We start from the raw sequence: 24,215 nt of genomic DNA on the forward strand, positions 1-24,215 counted from the left end.
CCCCGCGCCGTAGCCCGCCGTAGCCCGCCGTAGCCCGCCGTACCCCTCCGGTTCGCCCGCCGCCCCTGGGACGAGGCCAGCACGACGCGAGAGAGGTGGCACGGTGCCGGAGCCGCGACTGTCCGCGATCGGCACGGGACGAGGCGTCGGGGGAGGCTGATGGCGCAGGCCGTCGGCCCGCCGCGCCGTAACCCGGCCGCGGTCCCCGCCCCGCGGCGGAGGACTCCCGCGCCGCCCCGCCCGCGCCGAGGCGCGTGGAGTCCCCGGTGTTCGTCCCGTCCTCGGTGCGCTCCGGGTCGACCCTGCTGCGGGTCCTGCTCAACAGCCACAGCCGCGTCCGCGCCCCGCACGAGACGCACCTGCGCACGGCGCGCGTCCAGCTCTCCCGGCCCTTCACCCCGAAGGCGGTGCGGGCGCTCGCACTGGACCGGGAGGAACTGGAGCACGTCGTGCGGGACCGGGTGCTCCACCTCGAACCGGGCCGCAGCGGCAAGGACCTCATCGTCGACAAGACCCCGGCCGGCGTCCACGTCCGGCCCCGCCTGCGCCGGTGCCGGCCCGGCGCCCGGCCGATCGTCCTGCTGCGCCACCCGGGCGCGGTCGTGGCCTCCCTCACCGCCCGCCGCGCCACCCCGGACACGGACCTGCCGCCCCGGCTGCGGGAACTGGCGCGGGCCCGGGGGTGCCGGGACCGAGCCCGTCCGCGAGGTCCGGGCGTCAGTTCCCGCTCCCTCCCGTGCTCTCGCTCGGACTCCGCTCGATCAGGATCATCGGATCGTTGCCCTTGAGCTGCTGCCAGATGGTCACCAGCGCCACGAGCTGGCCGACGAGGAACGCCATCTGTACCGACGCCGTGCGCCACTGGTACACGGACAGCAGCAGGCCCGTCCTGGTGGGCCAGTAGCGCCGCTCTCCGCGGAAGGTGTCGATGTCCATCGCCAAGCCGGTCAGGGTGAGGACCAGCAGTACGAGACTGAGTTCGAGCGGCCACGTGCCGAGGGGCTGGCCGACGAGCCGGCTCCCGGCCAGTTGCACGAGCACGGGAGACGCGTAGACGAACGCCAGGCCGGCCGCGCGCACCGGGCCCCGCCGCCCGGGGAGCACCCGCCAGAGCACGCCCAGCGTGAAACCGGCTCCCACCCAGAGGAGTTCCAGGGCGACCGCGGCCGTCACCGTGTCGACGAGCCCGAAGCGCTGGACGAACTTGTCCGCCCACCGGATGCCACGGACATGATCGGCCCAGACCAGCAGGACGACCCCGGGCACCGAGAACACGGCGGCGAAGTACGCGGCCCGGCAGCCGTTGCCCCAGGCGGTGGCCCTCGGTCCCCAGGCCAAGGCCAGCTCCACCGGTCCGATGGAGGGCGGCAACCGTATCCACGTGTTCGGCAGGCCAGGTGGCGGGGAGGGATGAGGCAGCCGGTGCAACCGGTCCAGCTCCCCCTCCAGACGGAAGCGGTCCTCCTCCTGCTGCCCCTGCTCCAGCCGGCGCAGCTGGGCGTGCAGCTCACGGTGGCGGCGCGCCGCGTTGAGCAGCCGCTGCCGGTCGGCCCCCCTGGTCACCTCGTGCAGGCGGTGGCCGGTTCGGGGCAGCTCGCGGTTCAGGACCGCGCGGCGGGTGCCGAGGGCGAGCAGTCCGGACAGGACGAGCCACAGCGCCAACAGCGAGAGCAGGGGGAGAGGGACACCCGCGTACCAGCCGACGACCGGTGCGACGCACACGACGAAGAACGCCTTCAGGGTGCGCAGCTCCGCGGCCGAAGGAAGCGCGGTCACCGGGACGGCCGCCGTGTCACGGGCACGCAGCACGGCCAGGATCGCCAGTGACGGGGCCCACCACCAGAAGTAGGTTCCGTGGAACCAGTCCAGCCAGTCCGAGGGGAACCAGCGCAAGTCGGCGAAAAGGGTGGCCATGTGCCACAGGCCGTAGTCCTCGGACGCGTTGCGCCTGCTGAGCCAGCTCTGGTGCTCCCACACGTTCTGCGCGGACCACAGGCTCACCGCGCAGAGCGCCACGGACAGTACGGCCGAGGCGGCCAGCCACGCGTGCGGGAAGCGGCCCGGTGTCCGGCCGGGCGCCGTGGAGCCGGCCGCGCGCCACAGCCGCAGCAGGACGGCGGTGACGCCCACCAGCCAGACGAACACGACACAGGCGCAGGACGCGGTGAACGCCACCAAGCCTCCGCCATCCCGGAAACGTAGTACATCGTCCGGAGCGTTCACCCAGTCCAGCCACAGTCCGGACGGCAGGGCGAACCATTCGGGACGGCAGGCCACGGCCAGCCCGGACCCGGTGGCGGCGACGACCGCTGCGAGAGCGGCCCGCCCCGGCCGGCCGAAGCCGCACAGGCCCAGTCCCGTGAGGAGAGCGAGCCCCATATGGACCGAGATACGGTGCTCGTCCGTCCAGAACGGAGCCGTGCCCTGCCGGGCGAAGTGGCCGAGCAGCGTGTCGTCGAACAGTTGCACCACGGTGATCGCGAACGCCAGTCCGGCGACGATCAGCAGATTGCGGGTGGTACGGGGGACGGCGCCCGCGGACGGTGCCGAGACCGACTCGCGCCGTACCGCGCGGGCAGCCAGCAGGACGAGGACCAGAAGGGCTCCGTGCAACGGCAGCCAGCCCAGCGCGTCCAGCACGTACCAGGGGTGCTCGCTCCACCGCGCCGCTGACGCCTTGGCCGCCGGGGGCTGCAGGGTGACGTCGATCTCGGGTGGCTTGCCGCTCGCCTTCCCCTGGACCCAAGTCAGCTCGGTGGGACCGCCCGTGGTCGGCGGGGAGGAGACCTGCCGGGCGGGGCGTCCGCCGAGATCCACGGTGACCTTCCGCCACCAGGCGCGGCCCAGGGCGGACGGCGGCATCAGTTCCAGACGCCAGAGCCGATCGCCCACGGTCAGGCTCCATGGACCGAAGTGACGGGTCTGCAGCCCGGTCACCCACGTCAGGACGCGTTGGTCGACCGTGACCCACTTCTCCTCGACGGTGACCTCCGGCGCCGCCGTGCGGCCCTCGGTGTCCCGGTACGGGAACGGGTCGTCGGGGAAGCGCAGCAGGCACCGCATGGCTGTGCGGTACCGCTCCGTGTCACCGTTCAGCAGCAGGTCGGGCGCCCGGCTCCAGGACTTGGGCACCTTCACGGTCAGGAGCCCCTCGGCCTTGCTGTAGTCCTCGCCCTCGTGCTTGAACCGCACCGACGCGGTGACACGCGCCGAGGTCAGCTCGCTGACGCGGCACTCGTCGTCCGCCGCCGAGGCGGGCCCGACGGGCAGCAGACCCAGCAGCACCGTGGTGATCACCGTGCGCAGAACGTGCCGCAGCCCCCGCCTCAACGAGCCCCCACCCGTCTTCCGCCGCCCCTGAACTCCACAGGTATACACCCGATGCGCGGGTCCGGTCCGGGGAAGCGCGAGTCCCCGGCGCGACGGCCTGCTCCGGGAACCCTCAGGCCGGGTGCCCCGACACTCCGGTCACCCGCCCCGCCGCCCGAGAGGGCAGCGCCTCCAGCGCCGCGGCCGGCACGGCCGCGGCCGGCCGCGGCGCCGCGGGTTCCGGCCGCTGGTGGGGCAGCGGCACCGGCAGCAGGGGGCGGGGCCCCGACACCACCGTGTAGTCCTGGCCGAGGAACGGCGGCACGATCTCACCCGGGTCGTCGCCGAGCGCGAGCCGCACCGCCGCCCACGGGGCGTTGATCCCGCACAGCGAGAGCTGGTGCAGACCGCCCGCCGGGCGGGTGTTGACGTCCATCAGCACCGGACGCTCGCCGTACATCCGGAACTGGATGTTGGACAGGTGGTGCAGCCCGAAGCCCTCCGCCAGCCGCCGGGCCGGCGCCAGCCAGCGCTCGTCGAGGGTGAACCCGCGTCGCCGGCCGTTCTTGGTGCGGCCCACCGCCAGGCGCACCCGGTTGTCGGTGCCGGTCAGGCAGTCCACCGACACCTCCGGCTCGGCCAGCCTCGGCATCACCAGCCAGTCGACCGGCTCCGCCGCCCCGCGCAGCGCCGCCACGGCCAGGTCCAGCGGCACGTAAGGGGACGGGAAACCGTCCAGGTGGGACAGCGCGAACGGCGTCCGCGTCACCACCCGGAAACCGACCCCGCCCGCACCGGAGGCCGGCTTGAAGCACGCCCGGTGCCCGCCGTCCTCCAACTCCTCCACGGCGGCGACCAGTTCGTCGGCCGTCCGCACCCGCCACCACGGCGGCACCGGCACCCCGATCGCCTGGGCCGCCTCGTAGGCGATCACCTTGTCCTGGAAGACGGCCACCGCCTCGGGCGGCGGGGCGAGCAGCGCCGTGCCGGCCGCCTCGAACTCGGCACGGTGCGCCACGATCGCCGACTGGTGCAGCCGGGGCACGAACACGTCGATGCCGCGTCGCCGGCACTGGTCCAGCGCGTACTCGACGTACGCCGCCGGCGACAGGGCCTCCGGCTCCAGCTCCGCGGTGTCGGCGGCGGCCAGTACGGGGGAGTCGGGGTCGCCGTGGGTCGCGTGGATCTCGACGGCCCGGTCGGCGGGATTTCTCCGCAGCTGGTCCATGAAGAACACGTTCTCCGCGTACGTGCGGTTGAGCCAGACGCGTACGCGAGAGACCATGCAGGCCGCCTTTCACGGTGTGCGGGCAGGGCGCAGCGGGCCGTGCCCGGCCAGGGGAGAAAAGGGACACCGGACCGCTCCGCGTGAAGGGGGAGTCAGGGGCGGTGGTGTTGGGGCGATCATAGGGGGTCCGGGACGGCCCCGTGCAACGCGCGTGTTACGGATGGACGGCGGCGCCCCGGACCCCGCGCCGGGAGCCGCTCTTGTCGCCCCGGCCCGCCGTGTGATCTCGTGGGAGCGGCCCCGCAGCCACGGGGCGGGCGGGGCGCGATGCGCCGGAGCGTGCGGAGGGGGCTGGAGTGACGTCGACGGCCGAGGGCGCCGGACAGCTGTGGGCCGTCAGCGACCTGCACATCGGATACCCGGAGAACCGGGCCCTGGTCGAGGCCATGCGCCCCTCCTCGGACGAGGACTGGCTGCTGGTCGCCGGGGACGTGGCGGAGACCGTCGCCGACATCCGCTGGGCGCTCGGCACGCTGGCCGGCCGTTTCCGCCGGGTCGTCTGGGCCCCCGGCAACCACGAACTGTGGACCCACCCGCGTGACTCCGTCACCCTGCGCGGCACCGCCCGCTACGAGCACCTCGTCGGCGTCTGCCGCGAACTCGGCGTCACGACACCCGAGGACCCCTACCCCGTCTGGGACGGCCCCGGCGGCCCGGCCGTCGTCGCCCCGCTCTTCCTCCTGTACGACTACTCCTTCCTCCCGGCCGGCTGCGCCACCAAGGACGAGGGACTGGCCTACGCGCACGGCACCGGCATCGTCTGCACCGACGAACACCTGCTCCACCCCGACCCCTACCCGACCCGCGAGGACTGGTGCCGCGCCCGGGTCGCGGCGACCGAGGCCCGGCTCGCGGCGCTCCCCGAGGACCTGCCGACCGTCCTCGTCAACCACTATCCGCTGGACCGGCACCCCACCGAGGTCCTGTGGCACCCCGAGTTCGCGATGTGGTGCGGCACCCGGCTGACCGCCGACTGGCACCGCCGCTTCCGCGTCGACACCATGGTCTACGGCCACCTCCACATCCCGCGGACCACCTGGCACGAGGGCGTCCGCTTCGAGGAGGTGTCGGTCGGCTACCCGAGGGAGTGGCGCAGACGGTCGGCACCGCCGGGACGGCTGCGGGCGGTCCTGCCGTACGGGAAGACCGGCGAGGACGTCAGGAAGGGCGGGTTCCGGTGATCGAGGAGGTGCTGCCCGAGACGGTGGCCGCCGAGGAGGCGCACGGCCACGACACCACCGGGCACACGCCGCTCCACCCCGAGGAGGAGCCGCTCGTGGCGCGGGCGGTCGCCAAGCGCCGCCGGGAGTTCACCGTCGTACGCTCCTGCGCCCGCCGGGCCATGGAACGCCTGGGCGTGCCGCCGCAGCCCGTCCTGAACGGCGAGCGCGGCGCGCCCCGCTGGCCGTCCGGCCTGGTCGGCAGCATGACCCACTGCGACGGCTACTGCGCCGCCGCCCTGGTCCGCGCCACCGACCTGGCTTCCCTCGGTATCGACGCCGAGCCTGACGGACCGCTCCCGGAGGGCGTGCTCTCCGCCGTGGCGCTGCCCGCCGAGGAGGCCCGGCTGCGCCGCCTGGCCGCGCAGCGGCCCCAGGTGCACTGGGACCGCCTGCTGTTCAGCGCCAAGGAGTCCGTCTACAAGGCGTGGTTCCCCCTCACCGGCAAGTGGCTGGACTTCTCCGAGGCGGACATCGAGATCACCGAGGAGCCCGGCGCGCCGGGCCGGGGGACCTTCCGCGCCGAACTCCTGGTGCCGGGCCCCGTGGTGGGGGAGCGGCGGCTGAGCGCCTTCGACGGCCGCTGGGCCGCCCGGGACGGACTGCTCGTCACCGCCGTCGCCGTGCCGCCGCCGGTGTCCGGCTGAACCGGCCCCGCCCGGAGGGGCGCCGGCCTCAGGGCTCCGGGCACCAGCTCGCCAGCAGCCGGAAGAACTCCTCCTCGCTCCCGCTCAGCCCCGCGGCCCGAAGCGCCTGGTCCGCCTCCGCGAGCACGGTGGGCGGGACGGCCGGCGGCAGCGGGGCGCCCGGCGGCCCCCCGGGCGTGTCGAAGGCGGCCCGGACGGTGTGCAGCAGACGGAGATAGGCCTGGACGGCGGCGCGTTCGCGATCGGTCAGCACGGCGGTGGTCATCGGTCGGTTCTCCCCACGTCGACGTCGAGCGGTCCGCCCCGTACGGCGGGCCGGTCACCAGCTTGCCGCCCCCCACTGACAATCCCGCCCGTCCCGCCGGACCGCGCGCGGCAGAGCACCTGAGCGGGCGACAGGCGCAAGGCCCCGCGGACCCGTCCCGCCACCCCCCGGCGCTCCCCAGCCCGTACCGCCGCCCGGTACCCGCCGGGTCATCCCAGCGACGCCTCGCCCCGCCCCGCCGGCCCCTCCCGCCCCGCCGGCCCGCGGGGCGGCGACCCCGGCGAACCGGCGGGCCGGCCCCGGCACTTGCCGGCCGGCAGCCCGAAGTCCTCTGCCGCCCGCTCGTCGGCCTCCTCGAACCGGGACCGCGCCGGGACCGCCCGTACGGTGGCCCGCAGGGCGTCCTCGTCCAGGTCACCGCCCGGCGTCCGGGCCGGACTCAGGACTCGGGCCGCTTGACGCTCTCCAGAAGCATGTCCAGCCACTCGGCGACCTTGTCCCGGTGCTGGTCGGTGGGGAGTTGCGCGGCCCGCCAGGCGATCCCGCGCACCCCGTGGTCCTGCAACAGCCGCTCCAGCGGGTCGTCGGCGGCCTCGGCGGCCTGCCGCTCCCGGTCGGCGAGCTGCTGCAACAGCTCCTGCTCGGTGCGCCGCAGCGCGTCGGCCAGCGCCTCGGGGTCCTCCGCGGTGAGGAACCCGGCGTGCACCCGGAAGAAGCGCTGGAGGGCGTCGCAGTGCTCCATGGTCGGCCGGCGGTCCCCGTTGATCAGCGCGCCCGCCTGCTGCCGGGACATCCCGGCGCCGTCGGCGATCTCCTGCTGGGTGTAGCGGCGTCCGTTCGGCTTGAGCCGGGTGCGGCGCAGCAGGTCCAGGCGCTGCACGAACCGCGCCTGCACATCGGGTTCGCCCGCGGGCCGGCCGCTCAGCAGGTCCTTGACCACGGACTCCGGGACGCCGCACGCGGCGGACAGCCGGCCGGTGTCGAAGACCTCGGCGTGCGGCACGCCGAGCCGGTCGGCGAGAGCGGCGACGCGGGAGAGGACGGACGGCAGGGCCGCCGTCCGTGTGGTGCCCGGATTCTCGAAGCCACCCGTCACCGACAGATCTCCTACGTCTCTCACCGGACCCACAGGCTTCTCACCTACACATGCCGTGAACTTCCCGGAGAGTAGCCCTCGTTCGAACTGACATCCAGACGGCGCCACAACTGTGGCCAATTTCAGCCGTCAACCGTCATGAAATGCCACGATAGTTGACATGACTTGCGCCTGGGCAGCAGGATCGGGGCGCCGCGTGAAGGCCGCATAGGCAAGAGGGGTGACCTCCCGATGGCATTTCAGGCAGGCGGACAGCGGTCGGCACCGCGGCCCGCCCCCGTGACTCCCGAGGCCCAGGCGTACCTGGAGGACTACGGCGCGATCCTGGACGCCGTCCCGCACCCCTCGTTCGTCGTCGACCACCGCTGGGACGTGATCCTGGCCAACGGCGCCTTCCGGACACTCTTCCGCGAGGCCGGGCCGCACCCGACCGCCATGCCGGAGGACAACTTCCTGCGCTACGTGCTCTTCCACCCGGACGCGCCCGAGGTCCTCGGCGAGCACGAGTCCCGCTGGTGCCTGCCGATGCTGGCCCACTTCGCGCACACGGTCGAGCGGCACGGCCACGACCACGTGATCCAGGCCATCCGCCGCGAGATCGCCCAGGACCCGCTGATGGAGGCCGCCTACCGCCAGGGCCTGCCGCACTGGGTGCGCGCCGTCGGCGCGCAGGCCGTGGAGCACGACGGCGTCCTGCGGCCCCTGCGCCACCCCGACCCCCGGCGGGGCGCCGGCGAGTGCCGCGTCGTCGTGGAGACGTCCCGCGCGCTGGAGGACCTGGGGTACCGGCGGCTGACCCTGGTGCTCCGCGACCCCCGGCGGACGCCTTCCCGCGCGCGCCGTCCCCGTACCGCCGCCGCCCATCTCAGGGTCGTACCGGCCGCGGACTGACCACCGGGTCTCCGTCCCGTTTACGCAAGGCGCTTTCATTTCTTGCGCTATTCTTGCGGCCATGACGCGACGACTTGCTGAGGTGGCGAAGAAGGTCGGGGTCAGCGAGGCCACGGTCAGCCGGGTGCTCAACGGCAAGCCCGGGGTCTCCGAGGCCACCCGGCAGGCGGTGCTCTCCGCCCTGGACGTGCTCGGCTACGAACGGCCCACGCAGCTGCGCGGCGAGCGCGCCCGGCTGGTCGGCCTGGTCCTGCCCGAGCTGCAGAACCCGATCTTCCCGGCCTTCGGCGAGGTCATCGGCGGTGCCCTCGCCCAGCTCGGCCTCACCCCGGTGCTGTGCACCCAGACCAAGGGCGGCGTCTCCGAGGCCGACTACGTCGACCTCCTCCTCCAGCAGCAGGTCTCCGGCGTGGTCTTCGCCGGCGGGCTGTACGCGCAGGCCGACGCGCCGCACGGCCACTACGAGCGGCTGGCCGACCGCAAGATCCCGGTGGTGCTGGTCAACGCGGCCATCGAGCACCTCGGCTTCCCGGGCGTCTCCTGCGACGACGCCGTCGCCCTGGAGCAGGCGTGGCGGCACCTCGCCTCACTCGGGCACGAGCGCATCGGCCTGGTGCTGGGCCCCGCCGACCACGTCCCCTCGGAGCGCAAGCTGGCCGCCGCGCGGGCGGTCGGCGAGGTGCCGGACGCCTTCGTGGCGCGGGCGATGTTCTCCATCGAGGGCGGTCACGCGGCGGCCTCCCGGCTCATCGACCGGGGCGTCACCGGCTTCATCTGCGCCAGCGACCCGCTCGCCCTCGGCGCCGTGCGGGCCGCCCGGCGCAAGGGCCTGGACGTACCGTCGCGGATCTCCGTCGTGGGCTACGACGACTCGGCGCTGATGAACTGCACCGAGCCCCCGCTGACCACCGTCCGGCAGCCCATCGAGGCGATGGGCCGGGCCGTGGTGGAACTGCTCAACGCGCAGATCAACGGACAGGCCGTGGCCGCCGAGGAGCTGCTGTTCGAACCGGAGCTGGTGGTCCGCGGCTCCACCGCGCAAGCCCCCCGGGCCTGACCGCGCCATAGATCCAACGCTCTGTCGAATAATTACAGATTCTGCGTGACATCTTGCGTCCGACTGTCACCGGTGCTTGAGTGTGCGGCGCCCACCGCTCCTGTCCCTAAGGGGTCACCGATGTCACGCACCGGGTTCCGCCGTACCGTCGCCGCGCTGAGCGTCTGTTCGCTCGCCCTCACCGTCTCCGCCTGCGGGTCGGACGACGAGGACTCCGCGAGCGGCAAGACCCGCATCACGGTCAACTGCATGCCGCCCAAGAGCGCCAAGACCGACCGGCGGTTCTTCGAGGAGGACGTCGCCGCGTTCGAGAAGGCCCACCCGGACATCGACGTCGTCCCGCACGACGCGTTCCCCTGCCAGGACCCGAAGACCTTCGACGCCAAGCTGGCCGGCGGCCAGATGGAGGACGTCTTCTACACGTACTTCACCGACGCCCGGCACGTCGTCGACATCGGCCGGGCCGCCGACCTCACCCCGTACCTCAAGGAACTGAAGGGCTACGACACCATCCAGCGGCAGCTGCGGGACATCTACACGGTGGACGGCAAGGTCTACGGCATCCCCCGCACCGGCTACTCCATGGGCCTGATCTACAACAAGGCGCTGTTCGAGAAGGCCGGCCTCGACCCGGACCGGCCGCCGGCCACCTGGGACGAGGTCCGTTCCGCCGCCGAGAAGATCGCCGCCCTCGGCGACGGCACCGTCGGGTACGCCGACTACAGCGCCCAGAACCAGGGCGGCTGGCACTTCACCGCCGAGGTGTACTCGCGCGGCGGCGACGTGGTCAGCGCCGACGGGAAGAAGGCCGCCGTCGACAGCCCCGCCGGCCGTGCCGTCCTCCAGACGCTGCACGACATGCGCTGGAAGGACGACTCCATGGGCAGCAAGCAGCTCCTCGTCATCAACGACGTCCAGCAGATGATGGGCTCCGGCAAGCTCGGCATGTACCTCGCCGCCCCCGACAACATCCCGATCCTGGTCAAGGAGAAGGGCGGCGACTACGAGGACCTCGCCCTCGCGCCCATGCCCGGCGGCGAAGGCACGCTCATCGGCGGTGACGGCTACATGGTCGACAAGGACGCGAGCCCCGAGCAGATCCGGGCCGGCCTCAAGTGGCTCGACCACATGTTCCTCACCCCCGGCGACGGCTTCCTCGGCGACTACGCCCGCGCCAAGACGGCCGACGCCCCGGTCGGCCTGCCCGAACCCCGCCTGTTCACCGGCGCCGCCGACGCCAGGGACCAGCAGGTCAAGGAGGCCAACGCCAACGTCCCGGTGAAGAACTACCAGTCCTTCCTGGACGGCAACCAGAAGCTCGACATGAAGATCGAGCCGCCGAACGCCCAGCAGATCTACTCCGTCCTCGACGGGGTCGTCTCCGCCGTCCTCACCAAGGAGGACGCCGACATCGACCGCCTGCTGAAGGACGCCTCCGGCAAGATCGACGGCATCCTGGCCCGGAGCTGACCGATGACCAAGACGGTCGAACGGCCCGCCGAGGCCGTCAGGACCCGTCCGGCGCGCACACCGCCCCCGGCACGGAAACCCGCCCGGCGCCGCCTGGCCGCACAGGGCCGCGCCTACGCCTTCCTCCTCGGCGGACTCCTCTGCTTCGCACTGTTCTCCTGGTACCCGGCGATCCGCGCGATCGTGATCGCCTTCCAGAAGTACACGCCGGGCGCGGACGCCGAGTGGGTCGGCACCGACAACTTCACCCGGGTGTTCCGGGACCCCGAGTTCGCCGACGCCTGGCGCAACACCCTCACCTTCACGGCGCTCGCGCTGCTCATCGGCTTCGCGGTCCCCTTCGTCCTCGCCCTGGTCCTCAACGAACTCCGGCACGCGAAGGCGTTCTTCCGGGTCGTGGTCTACCTGCCGGTGATGATCCCGCCGGTGGTCAGCGCCCTGCTGTGGAAGTGGTTCTACGACCCGGGCGCCGGCCTCGCCAACGAGGCCCTGCGCTTCCTGCACCTGCCGACCTCGAACTGGTCCAACGGCGCCGACACCGCCCTGGTCTCCCTGGTCATCGTCGCCACCTGGGCCACCATGGGCGGCACCGTCCTGATCTACCTCGCCGCCCTGCAGTCCGTCCCCGGCGAGCTGTACGAGGCCGCCGAACTGGACGGCGCGAGCCTGCCGCAACGCGTCCGGCACGTCACGATCCCGCAGACCCGGTTCGTGATCCTGATGCTGATGCTGCTCCAGATCATCGCGACCATGCAGGTCTTCACCGAACCGTTCGTCATCACCGGCGGCGGCCCCGAGAACGCCACCGTCACCGTCCTCTACCTCATCTACAAGTACGCCTTCCTCTACAACGACTTCGGCGGCGCCTGCGCGCTGAGCGTCATGCTCCTGCTGCTGCTCGGCCTGTTCTCCGCCGGCTACCTCCGGCTGACCCGCTCCGAAGGGGAGGACGCATGAGCGGCGGCACCCGCACCCTGGTCTCCCCGGCCGTCCTGGCCCGCCCGCGCGGCCGGGCCGTGTACTGGACCGTCTTCACCGGCACCGTCCTGCTGTTCGCGCTCGCCTTCCTCTTCCCCGTCTACTGGATGGTGACCGGCGCGCTGAAGTCCCCCGACGAGGTGGCCCGCACCCCGCCCGCCCTGGTGCCGGAGCACTGGCGGACCACCGGGTACACGGACGCCTGGGACCTGATGCAACTGCCCACCCACCTGGGGAACACGGTGGTGCAGGCGGCCGGCGCCTGGATCTTCCAGCTCGTGCTGTGCACGGCCGCCGCGTACGCCCTGTCCAGGCTGAGGCCCGCCTTCGGCAAGGTGATCCTCGGCGGCATCCTCGCCACCCTGATGGTGCCCACCCAGGCCCTGGTCGTGCCGAAGTACCTGACCGTCGCCGACCTCGGGCTGCTCAACGACCCCCTCGCCATCTGGCTGCCGGCCGTCGCCAACGCCTTCAACCTCTATCTGCTCAAGCGCTTCTTCGACCAGATCCCGCGCGATGTGCTGGAGGCCGCCGAGATCGACGGCGCCGGGCAGCTGCGCGTGCTGTGGTCCGTCGTGCTGCCCATGTCCCGCCCGGTCCTCGGCGTCGTGTCGATCTTCGCGCTGGTCGCCGTGTGGCAGGACTTCCTGTGGCCGCTGATGGTCTTCTCCGACACGGACGAGCAGCCCATCAGCGTGGCCCTGGTCCAGCTCTCGCAGAACATCCCGCTGACCGTGCTCATCGCCGCGATGGTGATCGCCAGCGTTCCCATGGTCGCGCTGTTCCTCGTCTTCCAGCGGCACATCATCGCCGGGATCAGCGCGGGCAGCACCAAGGGCTGACGCCCTCCCTCCCCCTCGTAGAAAGGCACGCACCGTGGGACAGCCCACCCCTGCCCGCAGCACCGCGGACTGGTGGCGCTCCGGCGTCATCTACCAGGTGTACGTCCGCAGCTTCGCGGACGGCGACGGCGACGGCACCGGCGACCTCGCGGGCGTCCGGGCGAAACTGCCCTACCTCGCCGAACTCGGCGTGGACGCCCTGTGGTTCACCCCCTGGTACCTCTCCCCGATGAAGGACGGCGGCTACGACGTCGCCGATTACCGGGTCATCGACCCGGCGTTCGGCACCCTCGCCGAGGCGGAGAAGCTGATCGCGGAAGCCCGTGAGCTGGGCATCCGCACCATCGTCGACATCGTGCCCAACCACGTCTCCGACCGGCACCCCTGGTTCCGGGCGGCGCTGGCAGGCGGCCCCGAGCGCGATCTGTTCCACTTCCGCCCCGGCCGGGGCGAGCACGGCGAACTCCCGCCCAACGACTGGACGTCGGAGTTCGGCGGCCCCGCCTGGACACGGCTGCCCGACGGCGACTGGTACCTCCACCTGTTCGCCCCCGAGCAGCCCGACCTCAACTGGGCGCACCCGGCCGTCCGCCAGGAGCACGAGGACATCCTGCGGTTCTGGTTCGAGCGGGGCGTCGCCGGTGTCCGCATCGACTCCGCCGCCCTGCTGGCCAAGGACCCCGGCCTGCCCGACTTCACCGAGGGCCGCGACCCGCATCCGTACGTCGACCGGGACGAACTCCACGACATCTACCGCTCCTGGCGGGCCGTCGCCGACGAGTACGGCGGGGTCTTCGTCGGCGAGGTGTGGCTCCCCGACACCGAGCGCTTCGCCCGCTACCTCCGCCCCGACGAACTGCACACCGCCTTCAACTTCTCCTTCATGACCTGCCCCTGGGACGCGGACCGGCTGCGGGCCGCCATCGACACGACGCTCGCCGAGCACGCGCCCGTCGGGGCGCCCGCCACCTGGGTGCTGTGCAATCACGACGTCACCCGTACGGTCACCCGGTACGGGCGGGCCGGGGACACCGGGTTCGACTTCGCGTCGAAGTCCTTCGGCGTCCCCAGTGATCTCGTGCTCGGCACCCGGCGGGCGCGGGCCGCCGCGCTGCTGTCGCTGGCGCTGCCGGGCGCGGTCTACGTCTACCAGGGCGAGGAACTGGGCCTGCCCGAAGCCGACATCCCGCTGGACCGCATCGAGGACCCGATGCACGCGCGGTCAGGCGGCGTCGACCCGGGGCGGGACGGCTGCCGGGTGCCGCTGCCGTGGGTGGCGGACGCGGCGCATGCCGGGTTCGGCGGGGAACCCTGGCTGCCGCAGCCGGCCGGGTGGAGCGCGTACGCCGCCGATCGGCAGGCCGCCGACCCCGGCTCCATGCTCGTCCTGTACCGAGAGGCGATCCAGGTCCGCGCGGTGCTCGGGAACGGGGCGTTGAGCTGGTTGCCCGCGGGGGACGGTGTGCTCGCCTTCAGCCGTGGTGACGTCGTCGTCGTGGTGAACCTCTCCGACGCCGCTGTCGGCCTTCCCGCGCATACCCGTGTCCTGCTGCGGAGCGGCTCCCTCGACCCGGACGGGCGGCTGCCCCCGGACACGGCGGTGTGGCTGCGCCGGTAGGGAGTCCGCGGGCTCGTCGTGGCCGGCCGCGCAGTTCCCCGCGCCCCTTCAGGGCGCTTCCCTCCCCCCCCCACTCGAAAGGGAACAGCTCATGTATCTCGCCAGATCCGCCCAGCTGGCCACCGCCGTCGCGCTCGCCGCAGGCACCCTCGTCGTCCTGGCCCCGGGTGCCGCCCAGGCCGCCGCCGGCGCCACGCTCCCCTTCACCTCCGTGGAGGCCGAGGCCGCCACCTCCACCGGCACGAGGATCGGCCCGGACCACACCCAGGGCACCCTCGCCTCCGAGGCGTCCGGACGGCAGGCGGTACGCCTCGCCGCCGGGCAGCGGGTCGAGTTCACCGTGCCCCGCGCCGCCAACGCCGTGAACGTCGCCTACAGCGTCCCCGACGGCCAGAGCGGCTCGGTGAACGTGTACGTCAACGGCCAGAAGCTCGCCAGGACCCTCGCCGTCACGGCCAAGTACTCCCACGTCGACACCCCGTGGATCACCGGCTCCAGGACCCACCACCTGTACGACAACGCCCGGCTGCTGCTCGGGCGGGACGTCAAGGCCGGTGACAAGGTCGCCTTCGAGGCGGCGAACACGCAGGTCACCGTGGACGTGGCCGACTTCGAGCAGGTCGCCGCTGCCGCCGCCCGACCCGCCGGTTCCGTCTCCGTCACTGACCGCGGCGCCGACCCCACCGGGCAGGGCGACTCCACCCAGGCGTTCCGCGACGCGATCGCCGCCGCGCAAGGCGGCACGGTGTGGATACCGCCGGGGGAGTACCGGATCACCTCCTCCCTCAGCGGCGTACAGAACGTCACGATCCAGGGCGCCGGCGCCTGGCACTCCGTCGTCCGCGGCTCCCGCTTCATCGACCAGCAGAGCGGCGCGGGCAACGTCCACATCAAGGACTTCGCCGTCATCGGGGAGGTCACCGAACGCGTCGACTCCGCCCCGGACAACTTCGTCAACGGCTCCCTCGGCCCGAACAGCTCCGTCTCCGGGATGTGGCTCCAGCACCTCAAGGTGGGCCTCTGGCTCACCGGCGTCAACGACAACCTCGTCGTCGAGGACAACCGCATCCTCGACACCACCGCCGACGGCCTCAACCTCAACGGCAACGCCCGGAACGTCACGGTCCGCAACAACTTCCTGCGCAACCAGGGCGACGACGCGCTCGCCATGTGGTCGCTCAACCAGCCCGACGTCGGCAGCAGCTTCACCCACAACACCATCAGCCAGCCCAACCTGGCCAACGGCATCGCGATCTACGGCGGCACCGACATCACCGTCTCGGACAACCTGGTCTCCGACACCAACGCCCTCGGCAGCGGCATCGCGATCTCCAACCAGAAGTTCCTCGACCCCTTCCACCCCCTCTCCGGCACCATCACCGTCTCCGGCAACACCCTCGTGCGCACCGGCGCCATGAACCCCAACTGGAACCACCCGATGGGCGCCCTGCGCGTCGACTCCTACGACAGTGCCATCGAGGCACAGGTCAGGATCACGGACACGACGGTGACCGACAGCCCGTACAGCGCCTTCGAGTTCGTCTCCGGCAGCGGACGCGGCTTCGCCGCCCGGAACACCACCGTCGACGGGGCGACCGTGAACCGGGTCGGCACGGTCGTCGTCCAGGCGGAGACCCCCGGCGCCGTCACCTTCCGCGGCGTCACCGCCACCGGCGTCGGCTCCGCGGGCGTCTACAACTGCCCCTTCCCCGCCGGTTCCGGCACCTTCACGCTCACCGACGGCGGCGGCAACTCCGGCTGGGACACCACCTGGGCCGACTGCTCCACCTGGCCCGTACCCGGCCAGGGCGACCCCGGTCCCGACCCGGCCCGCAACCTCGCCGCCGGGCGCCCCGCCACCGCCACCGGCTCCCAGGACGTCTACACGCCCGGCAAGGCGGTCGACGGCGACGCGAACACCTACTGGGAGTCGGCGAACCACGCCTTCCCGCAGGCCCTCACCGTCGACCTCGGCGCGCGGCAGCCCGTACGCCGCGTGGTGCTGAAGCTGCCGCCGTCCGCGGCGTGGGGCGCCCGCACCCAGACCCTGTCCGTGCAGGGCAGCACCGACGGATCGTCATACACCACCCTGGCCGGCTCGCAGGGGCACCGCTTCGACCCGGCCACCGGCAACACGGTGACCGTGCCGGTGAGCGGTGACGTCCGCTATCTGCGGCTGCACGTCACCGGCAACAGCGGCTGGCCTGCCGCCCAGTTCAGCGAGGTGGAGGCGTATCTTTCGTGACCGCCGACGCCTGACCGGCCGCCGCCCCGCGCTTCGCCGCCTGGATCTGCTCGTCCACAGGGTTCCGCGGCTCGGTGAAACGCGGGGCGGCCCGCGTGCCCGCCTGGTCCCGCTCGGCCGGCAGATCCACCGTGAGCCGCTCCGGTACGACGGTGGGGGAGGCGGAGAGGACGACGACCCGCTCGCCCAGGTACACCGCCTCGTCGATGTCGTGGGTGACGAACAGGATCGTGATCCCCCGCTCCCGCCACAACCGGCGCACCAGGTCCTCCAGGCCGGCGCGGGTCCGCGCGTCCACCACCGCGAACGGCTGGTCCATCAGCAGCACCTCCGGCTCGTACGCCGGTGCCCGCGCGACGGCGACCCGCTGCTGCGTGCCGCCCGACAACGCCCGGTGCCGTACAGGAGGACGGCGAGGGGGGTCAGGACGGCCGAGGGGATCGGGCGGAGGAACCCGACGGTGGAGGCCGTGGCCTCCCGCAGGTACGGCACGACGGAGAGGACCACCCCGGTGACGACGCCGACGCCGACCGCTGTCGCCGAACCCGGCGCCCAACCGGTGAGGGTGTCGCCGAGCGCGGACCAGAACGCGCCGTCGCCGGCCTCGTGACCGGCGCGTCCCCCTGTGGGACCGGAACAGGTACTCCGAGAGGTCGTGCGCGGACAGCACGAACGTGCCGACAGGGAACGCAGGGTCCCGGGGGAGTCATGGTCGGTGCCCCTGCGGACAACGGTTGTCGACAGTGTTGCCGGCAGTCACCGGGGCGATGGTCAGAGGTCGAGCACGAGCCGCTCGCCGCGACAGCGGGAGACGCAGATCAGCATCGTCTCCCCGGCCGCCCGCTCCGCCTCGGTGAGCACCGAGTCCCGGTGGTCGGGCACCCCCTCGACCACGTCCGTCTCACAGGTGCCGCAGGTCCCCTCGGTGCAGGAGTACAGCACCTCGGTGCCGGCCGCCCGCACGGCGTCGAGGACCGAGACGCCCGCCGGCACGGTCACCGTGCGCCCGCTGCGGGCGAGGACGACCTCGAACGAGGTGTCGGCGCCGGCCGGCCCCTCCGCCGGGCGGAACCGCTCCGTCCGCAGTATCCCGGGCGGGCACCGCCGCTCCACCGCGTCGAGCAGCGGACCGGGACCGCAGCAGTAGACGAGGGTGCCGTCCGGGACGTCGTCCAGCACGGACCCGAGGTCCAGCAGCCCGGTCTCGTCCTCGGGGGCCAGGGTGACCCGGTCGCCGTAGCGGGCGAGTTCCCCGGTGAACGCCATGGAGCGCCGGGTCCGGCCGCCGTACAGCAGCGTCCACCCGGCACCGGCCCGGTCGGCGGCGGCCAGCATCGGCAGCAGCGGGGTGATGCCGATGCCGCCGGCCACGAACCGGTAGCGCGGGGCGGGCTCCAGCGGGAATCGGTTGCGCGGCCCGCGCACGCGGACCTCGTCGCCCGCCCGGAGGCGGTCGTGCGCGTACGCGCTGCCGCCCCGCCCCGCCGGCTCGCGCAGCACCGCGATCCGCCAGGTCTCCCGGTCGGCCGGGTCGCCGCAGAGCGAGAACTGCCGCTCCAGTCCCGGCGCGAGCAGGACGTCGAGGTGCGCGCCGGGCTCCCAGGCGGGCAGCGGGCCGCCCTCCGGGCGGCGCAGGGTCAGGACGCGGACGCCGTCGGCGGCGGCACCGGCCCCGGCGACGACGAGCCGGTCTCCGTACAGGGTCATGAGCCGTTTCCTCGCGGGTCGTGGCCGTCCGGGTGGGCGAGCATCCACGCCCACATCGCGACGGGGTCCTCGGCGGTGTGCTCGGCGCCGCAGTGGCAGGTGCCGTGCAGCACATCGGTGCCGGGCAACCAGTCGACGCGGTAGACCTCCCCGGTCCTCGCGGCGGTCACGAGACCGGCTCCACGGGCTTGTCGCCCTCCTCCGCCAGCCGGGCCAGGATGCGGCGGGCGGCCAGGCCACCGGTGTCGATGTTGATGCTCAGCTCCTGGTAGCCGGCGCGCTCGGCACCCAGCGAACGCTGGAGGAGGTTGAGCGCGTCGACGTCCTGCATGACGACCGTGTGGTTGTTCGCCCGCAGGAACTCGGTGACCTCGGCGTCATCGGTCGCCCAGTCGCGGGAGACCGCCCAGAAGTCGTACACCCTGCCGTCGGCGGAGGGCGTGATGGCGTAGGTGATCTCGGTGCGGAACGCCCGGGAGTCGTCGCCGTCCGCGCCGGCCGGGGCGATCCTGCTGTGCAGCAGGTACAGGCAGGGCGCGTGGTACTCGATGTCCTGCCGGCGGCTGATCCGTCCGGCGAGGCCGGTCGACCTGGCGTAGAACGGCGGGCACTCGGCGTCCGCCATGTGCCGGCCGACCCGGACGATCCCGGCGCCCTCGTCGACCTCGGTGGTGATCGGCGTCTCGGCCACCTCCGGGGTGCCGATGTACCCGCCGTGCAGATACGTCTCGTGGGAGAGGTCGAGGAGGTTGTCGACCAGCAGCCCGTAGTCGCAGTCGATGGGCTCCATGCCGCGGACCGTGACCCAGCCGGGGGAGTCCAGGTGCCGGGCGCGCGGCACGGCGTCCGGGTCGGCGAGCGCCGGGTCACCGATCCACACCCACACCAGCGAGTCCCGCTCGGCCACCGGATAGGAGGCGACCCGGGCGGTACGCGGCACCCGCTTCTGCCCCGGCACGTAGACGCAGGTGCCGGTCGTGTCGTACGTGAACCCGTGGTAGCCGCAGACGATCCGGTCGCCGTCGAGCCGGGTCGGGGCCTCGGAGAGCGGGTAGCGGCGGTGCACACAGCGGTCGTGCAGCGCGACCGCGGTGCCGTCCTCCTCGGTCCGGTACAGCACGAGCGGCTCCCCGAGCACGGTGCGTCCGAGCAACTCCCGCCCCACCTCGTGGGCGTGGGCGGCGACGTACCACTGGTTCCTGGCGAAGGCGGTGGTGTGCGGCATGCTGCGGCTCCCGTCGTCGGTTCGTGGCGGCATTGTCGGGAAGGGCTCCGCCGGGCCGCTACGACGCTTCCGCCTCACGGAAGCGGTGGCCGGTGCCGGGGCGAGGCCGGGTGGGCGCCCCGTGCTACCGTGGGACGTTTGCAGCGTCGCCGTGTCGGTGCCCGGTCCGTGGTCCCGGCCGGCGACCGCGTCCCCGCCGCGCCTTCCCCGGTACGGTCCCTTCGGAGGAAGGCTCTCAGTGAGCGAGACAGCACGTGCCGACGCCCGGCGGCCGGACGAGGCACCGGACGCCCTTGCGGGTCCGCCCCGCGCCGCGTCCTTCGCGGGGCTGGGGCTGCCCGCCGCGCTCCTGCGGGCGCTCGACGAGCGCGGGGTCACGGTGCCCTTCCCGATCCAGGCGGCGGCGCTGCCCGACGCGCTCGCGGGACGGGACGTCCTCGGCCGGGGCCGCACCGGCTCCGGCAAGACGCTCGCCTTCGGCCTGGCCCTGCTCGCCCGGACCGCCGGGCGGCGGGCGCGCCCCAAGGAGCCGCTGGCGCTCGTCCTGGTGCCCACCAGGGAACTGGCGCAGCAGGTCGGAGAGGACCTCACGCCGTACGCCGAGGCGCTGGGGCTGCGGCTCGCGACCGTGGTCGGCGGGGTGTCCGTCGGACGGCAGACCGCCGCGCTCCGGGACGGCGCCGAGATCGTCGTCGCCACGCCCGGCCGGCTGCACGACCTCGTCGGCCGCAAGGGGTGCCGCCTGGGCCAGGTGGCCGTCACGGTCCTGGACGAGGCCGACCAGATGTGTGACCTCGGATTCCTGCCCCAGGTCACCGAGGCCCTGGACCAGGTGCGTCCCGGCGGGCAGCGGATGCTGTTCTCCGCGACCCTGGACCGCGACGTCGACCAGCTGGTGCGGGACTACCTGCGCGACCCCGCCGTCCACTCCGTGGACCCCTCGTCCAGCGCGGTGCCCGCCATCGCGCACCACCTCTTCGTCGTGCACGGCCCGGACCGGTACGCCGTCGCCACGGAGATCGCCGCCCGGGACGGCCGGGTCCTGCTGTTCATGGACACCAAGCACAGCGTCGACCTGCTGACCCGGCACCTGCGGGCCGAGGGCGTGGCCGCCGCCGCCCTGCACAGCGGGAAGTCCCAGCCGCAGCGCGGCCGGACCCTGGACCGGTTCAAGGACGGGCAGGTCACCGCCCTGGTCGCGACGAACGTCGCCGCGCGCGGCCTGCACGTCGACGACCTGGACCTCGTGGTCAACGTCGACCCGGCCACTGACCCCAAGGACTATCTGCACCGCGCGGGCCGCACGGCCCGGGCCGGCCGCTCCGGCACCGTCGTGACGCTCGCCCTGCCGGGACAGCGCCGCGAGGCGGGCCAGGTCATCGCGGACGCCGGGGTCGGCCCCGAGGTCGCCAAGGTCCGCTCCGGCGAGGCGGAGCTGAGCCGCATCACCGGCGCCAGGGCACCCTCCGGAGTGCCCCTCGACGGCGGTCCCGCCGCGCCGCGCCCCAAGAACTGCAACGCCCCGTTCCGCGGCCTGGGCAGCACCAAGGACACGAAGAGCGGTTCCGGCGGCAGACCGTCCCGCCGGACCACCGAGGCCCAGAAACTCGCGGAGGCCCGCAAGGCGGCCCGGGTGCGGCGCGGCGGCTGAGCCCCCGGCGGGGGCGCCGGTGCGCGGGCCGGGCGCGCCCGTCAGTGCCCGGCCGGGTGGTCGGGTGTGCCGAGGGTGACCGGGCCCACCGACCCCGCCTGGATCACCGGGCCGTGCTGCACGCCGCCGCTGATCGTGTTGCGGACCTCGGTGACGGGTGGGCCGTCCGGGCCGGGGAGGATCTCGTCCAGCACCGCCCGGAGTTCGGCCGCCGCGGCCGGGTCCGCCAGCAGGGCGCGCCGCAGGCGGGTGCGCCACTCGGCCCGCACGTCGGAGGCCGTCTGCTCGTCGCCGGAGTCCAGCGCCGCCATCAGCTCGCCCCGCGAGGTCTCCAGCTCCCGGGCGACCGCGTCCTCCTGCGCCTCGCCACGGCGCGCGAAGAACGCGACGACGCGGTCACGCGCGCGGGCCCAGGAATCGGTGGCCATCTGCTGCACGACCGCCGTGGCACCTGCTGTGGCGAGCGCCACCAACTCCGCGTCCACCGGGCCCCCTTCACCGTAGGCGTCGTTCCCACGGTACCCGGGGGCCGCCTGCCGCGCCCCTGCCCGTCGGCGGGGGCCGGGAACGCGCCGGTCTCGACGGCGAGGCGGCGCATGCCCTCGCCCGCCGCCGACCCGGTGGCGATCCCGGAGCGCCAGGTCTCATGAGGGGCCGGTTCCCGGATCACCCGGGTCAACTCCACATGACCGCCGGGCAGGTGCTGCGCCGAAAGGGACAGCTCGTAGCCGAGGGAGTGCCAGGTGCGGACACCCTCCCGGCCCCGGAAGTCGTCGGCGAGCGAGGCGAGGAAGGCGTCGGGACCGGCTCCGGCCAGGTCTCCACGGACGTCTCGGCACTCCCCCAGGGGCCGCGGGCACCGGCGGGGAAGCGGAGCGTGGGCTCGCCCGCGAACGGGCGGACCGGCGCAGAGAAGGAGAGACGGGGCCCAGCCGGAGCACCGGCCGGCCGCAGGCGTCGCGGTCGATCACGGGCAAAGGATGAGGACGAACACGGGCAAAGGATGAGGACGATCACGGGCAAAGGATGAGGACGGAGAGTCCGGCCGGACGGCCGGCCAGGTCACCCCGTGCCGGGTGCCGCCCCGCCGTTCCCCCCTGTGCCGGGCGCCGCCCCGCCGTCACTCCGTTCGCAGGGTGCACCACACCGTCCTGCCCGACGGGTGGGGGCGGACGCCCCAGCGGGCGGCCAGTGTCTCGACCAGGAGGAGGCCGCGTCCGCACTCCTCGTGCGGGTCGGCGGGGCGGGGCCGCGGGCGGGGGGTGCCGTGGCCGGTGACCTCCACGCCCAGTTCCCGGGCGCCCCGCCGGACCCGCAGGGTGAGCGGGCCCCGCGCGTGGTGGACCGCGTTGGTCAGCAGCTCCGACGCGAGCAGCAGGGCGGTGTCGGCCTGCGCGGACAGCCGCCACCGGTCGAGGTGCCGGCCGACGAACTCCCGCCCGGCCGGCACCGAGCGGGGCTCGGCCGCCAGCTCCGTCTCCGCGGTGTCCAGCGGTCCGGCCGGGAAGCCGATCAGCAGCAGCGTGACGTCGTCGGCGCAGGTGGTGCTGTCCGGCAGCAGCGCTTCCAGGACCCGGTCGGCGGCGGTCTCCAGATCGGCGCCGGCGGCGAAGGAGGCGCCCAGGGTGGCCGACAGCAGGGCGAGCTGCTCGTCGAGGTCGCTCGCGGCGGTCTCCACCAGCCCGTCGGTGTACAGCACCAGCGTCGAACCGGCCGGCAGCGGCAGCCGGACCTGCCGGTGCGCCGTGCCGGCCACCCCCAGCGGCACGCTGATCGGCACCGGCAGCGGTGCGACCGTCGCGTCCGGGCCGACCAGCAGCACCGGCAGATGGCCCGCCGAGCACGCCGTCACCTCGCCGACGCCCAGATCGGCCTCCAGATAGACGCAGGTGACGAACTGCTCGGGCAGGGTGTGGGTGAACACGTCCAGGGACCTCATCAGTTCGCCCGGCTCCAGCCCCGCCAGAGCCAGCGCACGGGCCGCCGAGCGCATCTGTCCCATCACGACGGCGGCGTCCAGCCCGCGGCCCATGACGTCCCCGACGAACACGCCGACCCGTCCCGCGCCCAGATCGATCACGTCCAGCCAGTCACCGCCCACCCCCTGTCCCAGCAGGGACGGCAGATAGCGGCTGGCGGCCGGTACCCCCGGCACCGGCTCGGAGGTGCCCATCAGGTGCAGCGCCAGGGCGATGTGCCGCTGCTGGGCGATCAGTCCGGCCAGCTCCGCCTCCGCCCGCTTGCGGTCGGTGATGTCCCGGGCGACGGAACACGCCCCGGCGACGGAACCGTCGTCGGCGCGGATCGGCCACAGGGTGACGTCGACGTCGAGGACCCGGCCGTCGCAGGCGGTGCGCTGCGTCTCGTAGTGCTCGATGCGCTCGCCGCGGCCGACGCGCTCCAGCAGTTCGGCCTCCTCGTCCTTCAGGCCGGGCGGGACCAGCATGCCGATGTGCCGGCCGAGGGCCTCCTCGGGGGCGTAGCCGTAGAGCCGCTGCGCGGCGGTGTTCCAGAAGGTGATCTCGCCGTCCAGGGTCTTGATCAGGATGGCGTCCTGGGACGACTCCACGAGCTTGCGGAACAGCCGTTCCCCGTGCGTGTCGGCCTGCACGGCCCCTGCTGACATGGTGCGCCTCATTCGATGTGCTGGGTCGACCGGCGTCGATCGACGGCGCACAGTGCAGCACAACGGACGCCGGGCCGAAG

The 24,215-nt window shown here is 73.4% G+C and carries 21 protein-coding genes and 2 pseudogenes; 11 read left to right on the forward strand and 12 right to left on the reverse strand.

The annotated features are described in order from the left end of the window. Positions 1 to 266: 266 nt before the first annotated feature. Positions 267 to 788, forward strand: a complete 522-nt coding sequence (locus tag Sdagh_RS23320) for a sulfotransferase (protein ID WP_226535602.1) — start codon at positions 267 to 269, stop codon at positions 786 to 788. Here the strand turns inward: Sdagh_RS23320 and Sdagh_RS23325 are convergent. Together Sdagh_RS23325 and Sdagh_RS23330 are read right to left on the reverse strand one after the other, a co-directional pair. Further along, positions 718 to 3,330, reverse strand: a complete 2,613-nt coding sequence (locus Sdagh_RS23325; RefSeq protein WP_226535604.1) for a DUF6185 family protein — start codon at positions 3,328 to 3,330, stop codon at positions 718 to 720. The two genes, Sdagh_RS23320 and Sdagh_RS23325, sit on opposite strands and share 71 nt — an antisense overlap. Positions 3,331 to 3,442: 112 nt before the next feature. Continuing rightward, positions 3,443 to 4,594, reverse strand: a complete 1,152-nt coding sequence (locus tag Sdagh_RS23330; RefSeq protein WP_190009580.1) for an ATP-grasp domain-containing protein — start codon at positions 4,592 to 4,594, stop codon at positions 3,443 to 3,445. A gap of 299 nt (positions 4,595 to 4,893) precedes the next feature. Here Sdagh_RS23330 and Sdagh_RS23335 point away from each other — a divergent pair, with 299 nt between their 5' ends. Both Sdagh_RS23335 and Sdagh_RS23340 read left to right on the forward strand, forming a co-directional pair. After that, positions 4,894 to 5,778, forward strand: a complete 885-nt coding sequence (locus tag Sdagh_RS23335; protein WP_190077103.1) for a metallophosphoesterase family protein — start codon at positions 4,894 to 4,896, stop codon at positions 5,776 to 5,778. After that, positions 5,775 to 6,464: a 4'-phosphopantetheinyl transferase family protein gene (locus Sdagh_RS23340; RefSeq protein ID WP_189415581.1), complete on the forward strand. Its 690-nt coding sequence runs from the start codon at positions 5,775 to 5,777 to the stop codon at positions 6,462 to 6,464. Before Sdagh_RS23335 ends, Sdagh_RS23340 begins: the two co-directional genes overlap by 4 nt. Positions 6,465 to 6,492: 28 nt before the next feature. Here the strand turns inward: Sdagh_RS23340 and Sdagh_RS23345 are convergent, their stop codons facing one another. Both Sdagh_RS23345 and Sdagh_RS23350 read right to left on the reverse strand, forming a co-directional pair. Beyond that, positions 6,493 to 6,729 carry a hypothetical protein gene (locus tag Sdagh_RS23345; RefSeq protein WP_189415583.1) on the reverse strand — a complete coding sequence of 79 codons (237 nt, stop codon included), beginning with the start codon at positions 6,727 to 6,729 and terminating at the stop codon, positions 6,493 to 6,495. A gap of 439 nt (positions 6,730 to 7,168) precedes the next feature. Then, positions 7,169 to 7,825: a helix-turn-helix domain-containing protein gene (locus Sdagh_RS23350; protein ID WP_190077102.1), complete on the reverse strand. Its 657-nt coding sequence runs from the start codon at positions 7,823 to 7,825 to the stop codon at positions 7,169 to 7,171. Between the two features lie 231 nt (positions 7,826 to 8,056). Between Sdagh_RS23350 and Sdagh_RS23355 the strand changes: the two genes are divergently transcribed. The 7 genes from Sdagh_RS23355 (at position 8,057) to Sdagh_RS23385 (ending at position 16,926) form a co-directional block, all read left to right on the forward strand. After that, the gene (locus Sdagh_RS23355; RefSeq protein WP_189415588.1) at positions 8,057 to 8,716 is read left to right on the forward strand and encodes an MmyB family transcriptional regulator; all 660 of its coding nucleotides are present in this window, start codon (positions 8,057 to 8,059) and stop codon (positions 8,714 to 8,716) included. A gap of 61 nt (positions 8,717 to 8,777) precedes the next feature. Further along, on the forward strand, positions 8,778 to 9,773 hold the full coding sequence (locus Sdagh_RS23360) for a LacI family DNA-binding transcriptional regulator (RefSeq protein ID WP_189415590.1): 996 nt from the start codon (positions 8,778 to 8,780) through the stop codon (positions 9,771 to 9,773). A gap of 120 nt (positions 9,774 to 9,893) precedes the next feature. Then, positions 9,894 to 11,243, forward strand: a complete 1,350-nt coding sequence (locus tag Sdagh_RS23365) for an ABC transporter substrate-binding protein (protein ID WP_190077101.1) — start codon at positions 9,894 to 9,896, stop codon at positions 11,241 to 11,243. A gap of 3 nt (positions 11,244 to 11,246) precedes the next feature. Continuing rightward, positions 11,247 to 12,200, forward strand: a complete 954-nt coding sequence (locus tag Sdagh_RS23370; RefSeq protein ID WP_189415595.1) for a carbohydrate ABC transporter permease — start codon at positions 11,247 to 11,249, stop codon at positions 12,198 to 12,200. After that, positions 12,197 to 13,063, forward strand: coding sequence for a carbohydrate ABC transporter permease (locus tag Sdagh_RS23375; protein ID WP_189415597.1), 867 nt, complete (start codon positions 12,197 to 12,199; stop codon positions 13,061 to 13,063). Before Sdagh_RS23370 ends, Sdagh_RS23375 begins: the two co-directional genes overlap by 4 nt. A gap of 34 nt (positions 13,064 to 13,097) precedes the next feature. Beyond that, positions 13,098 to 14,681, forward strand: a complete 1,584-nt coding sequence (locus tag Sdagh_RS23380) for a glycoside hydrolase family 13 protein (protein WP_190077100.1) — start codon at positions 13,098 to 13,100, stop codon at positions 14,679 to 14,681. 91 nt (positions 14,682 to 14,772) lie between these two features. Then, the gene (locus Sdagh_RS23385; protein ID WP_190077099.1) at positions 14,773 to 16,926 is read left to right on the forward strand and encodes a discoidin domain-containing protein; all 2,154 of its coding nucleotides are present in this window, start codon (positions 14,773 to 14,775) and stop codon (positions 16,924 to 16,926) included. Here the strand turns inward: Sdagh_RS23385 and Sdagh_RS23390 are convergent. The 5 genes and pseudogenes from Sdagh_RS23390 to Sdagh_RS23410 form a co-directional block, all read right to left on the reverse strand. Further along, positions 16,898 to 17,314, reverse strand: a pseudogene (locus tag Sdagh_RS23390) (ABC transporter ATP-binding protein); the annotation flags it as partial. The gene Sdagh_RS23385 and the pseudogene Sdagh_RS23390 overlap by 29 nt on opposite strands. Positions 17,315 to 17,319: 5 nt before the next feature. Next, positions 17,320 to 17,532 (reverse strand): annotated as a pseudogene (locus tag Sdagh_RS23395) (ABC transporter permease); the annotation flags it as partial. A gap of 165 nt (positions 17,533 to 17,697) precedes the next feature. Further along, positions 17,698 to 18,633 carry a PDR/VanB family oxidoreductase gene (locus tag Sdagh_RS23400; protein ID WP_190077098.1) on the reverse strand — a complete coding sequence of 312 codons (936 nt, stop codon included), beginning with the start codon at positions 18,631 to 18,633 and terminating at the stop codon, positions 17,698 to 17,700. Then, the gene (locus Sdagh_RS23405; RefSeq protein ID WP_189415605.1) at positions 18,630 to 18,803 is read right to left on the reverse strand and encodes a hypothetical protein; all 174 of its coding nucleotides are present in this window, start codon (positions 18,801 to 18,803) and stop codon (positions 18,630 to 18,632) included. The genes Sdagh_RS23400 and Sdagh_RS23405 overlap by 4 nt, the downstream gene beginning before the upstream one ends. Then, entirely contained in the window at positions 18,800 to 19,858 is a 1,059-nt protein-coding gene (locus Sdagh_RS23410; protein WP_190077097.1) for a Rieske 2Fe-2S domain-containing protein, read from the reverse strand. The genes Sdagh_RS23405 and Sdagh_RS23410 overlap by 4 nt, the downstream gene beginning before the upstream one ends. A 238-nt stretch (positions 19,859 to 20,096) precedes the next feature. On the opposite strand from Sdagh_RS23410, the gene Sdagh_RS23415 reads away from it, so the two are divergent. Continuing rightward, positions 20,097 to 21,509, forward strand: a complete 1,413-nt coding sequence (locus tag Sdagh_RS23415; RefSeq protein WP_190077096.1) for a DEAD/DEAH box helicase — start codon at positions 20,097 to 20,099, stop codon at positions 21,507 to 21,509. 41 nt (positions 21,510 to 21,550) lie between these two features. Here Sdagh_RS23415 and Sdagh_RS23420 read toward each other — a convergent pair whose 3' ends face one another. The 3 genes from Sdagh_RS23420 to Sdagh_RS23430 all read right to left on the reverse strand — a co-directional run bounded on the left by Sdagh_RS23420 (position 21,551) and on the right by Sdagh_RS23430 (position 24,135). Then, a complete protein-coding gene (locus tag Sdagh_RS23420) occupies positions 21,551 to 21,937 on the reverse strand; it encodes a hypothetical protein (RefSeq protein ID WP_226535638.1) in 387 nt (128 codons plus the stop codon). Next, on the reverse strand, positions 21,820 to 22,356 hold the full coding sequence (locus Sdagh_RS23425; RefSeq protein ID WP_308288761.1) for a DUF6228 family protein: 537 nt from the start codon (positions 22,354 to 22,356) through the stop codon (positions 21,820 to 21,822). Before Sdagh_RS23425 ends, Sdagh_RS23420 begins: the two co-directional genes overlap by 118 nt. A 273-nt stretch (positions 22,357 to 22,629) precedes the next feature. Continuing rightward, on the reverse strand, positions 22,630 to 24,135 hold the full coding sequence (locus tag Sdagh_RS23430; RefSeq protein WP_190009565.1) for an ATP-binding SpoIIE family protein phosphatase: 1,506 nt from the start codon (positions 24,133 to 24,135) through the stop codon (positions 22,630 to 22,632). Positions 24,136 to 24,215 lie beyond the last annotated feature (80 nt).

Origin of the sequence: Streptomyces daghestanicus, from assembly GCF_020521275.1 — a bacterium.
GTDB classification, from domain to species: domain Bacteria; phylum Actinomycetota; class Actinomycetes; order Streptomycetales; family Streptomycetaceae; genus Streptomyces; species Streptomyces griseoviridis.

What these genes read in the sequence shown, in the direction of transcription:
- Sdagh_RS23410 (WP_190077097.1), bottom strand. Translation starts at nt 19,858, where the DNA reads ATGCCGCACACCACCGCCTTCGCCAGGAACCAGTGGTACGTCGCCGCC.
- Sdagh_RS23370 (WP_189415595.1), top strand. Translation starts at nt 11,247, where the DNA reads ATGACCAAGACGGTCGAACGGCCCGCCGAGGCCGTCAGGACCCGTCCG.
- Sdagh_RS23355 (WP_189415588.1), top strand. Translation starts at nt 8,057, where the DNA reads ATGGCATTTCAGGCAGGCGGACAGCGGTCGGCACCGCGGCCCGCCCCC.
- Sdagh_RS23400 (WP_190077098.1), bottom strand. Translation starts at nt 18,633, where the DNA reads ATGACCCTGTACGGAGACCGGCTCGTCGTCGCCGGGGCCGGTGCCGCC.
- Sdagh_RS23345 (WP_189415583.1), bottom strand. Translation starts at nt 6,729, where the DNA reads ATGACCACCGCCGTGCTGACCGATCGCGAACGCGCCGCCGTCCAGGCC.
- Sdagh_RS23375 (WP_189415597.1), top strand. Translation starts at nt 12,197, where the DNA reads ATGAGCGGCGGCACCCGCACCCTGGTCTCCCCGGCCGTCCTGGCCCGC.
- Sdagh_RS23420 (WP_226535638.1), bottom strand. Translation starts at nt 21,937, where the DNA reads ATGGCCACCGATTCCTGGGCCCGCGCGCGTGACCGCGTCGTCGCGTTC.
- Sdagh_RS23360 (WP_189415590.1), top strand. Translation starts at nt 8,778, where the DNA reads ATGACGCGACGACTTGCTGAGGTGGCGAAGAAGGTCGGGGTCAGCGAG.
- Sdagh_RS23365 (WP_190077101.1), top strand. Translation starts at nt 9,894, where the DNA reads ATGTCACGCACCGGGTTCCGCCGTACCGTCGCCGCGCTGAGCGTCTGT.
- Sdagh_RS23330 (WP_190009580.1), bottom strand. Translation starts at nt 4,594, where the DNA reads ATGGTCTCTCGCGTACGCGTCTGGCTCAACCGCACGTACGCGGAGAAC.
- Sdagh_RS23385 (WP_190077099.1), top strand. Translation starts at nt 14,773, where the DNA reads ATGTATCTCGCCAGATCCGCCCAGCTGGCCACCGCCGTCGCGCTCGCC.
- Sdagh_RS23430 (WP_190009565.1), bottom strand. Translation starts at nt 24,135, where the DNA reads ATGTCAGCAGGGGCCGTGCAGGCCGACACGCACGGGGAACGGCTGTTC.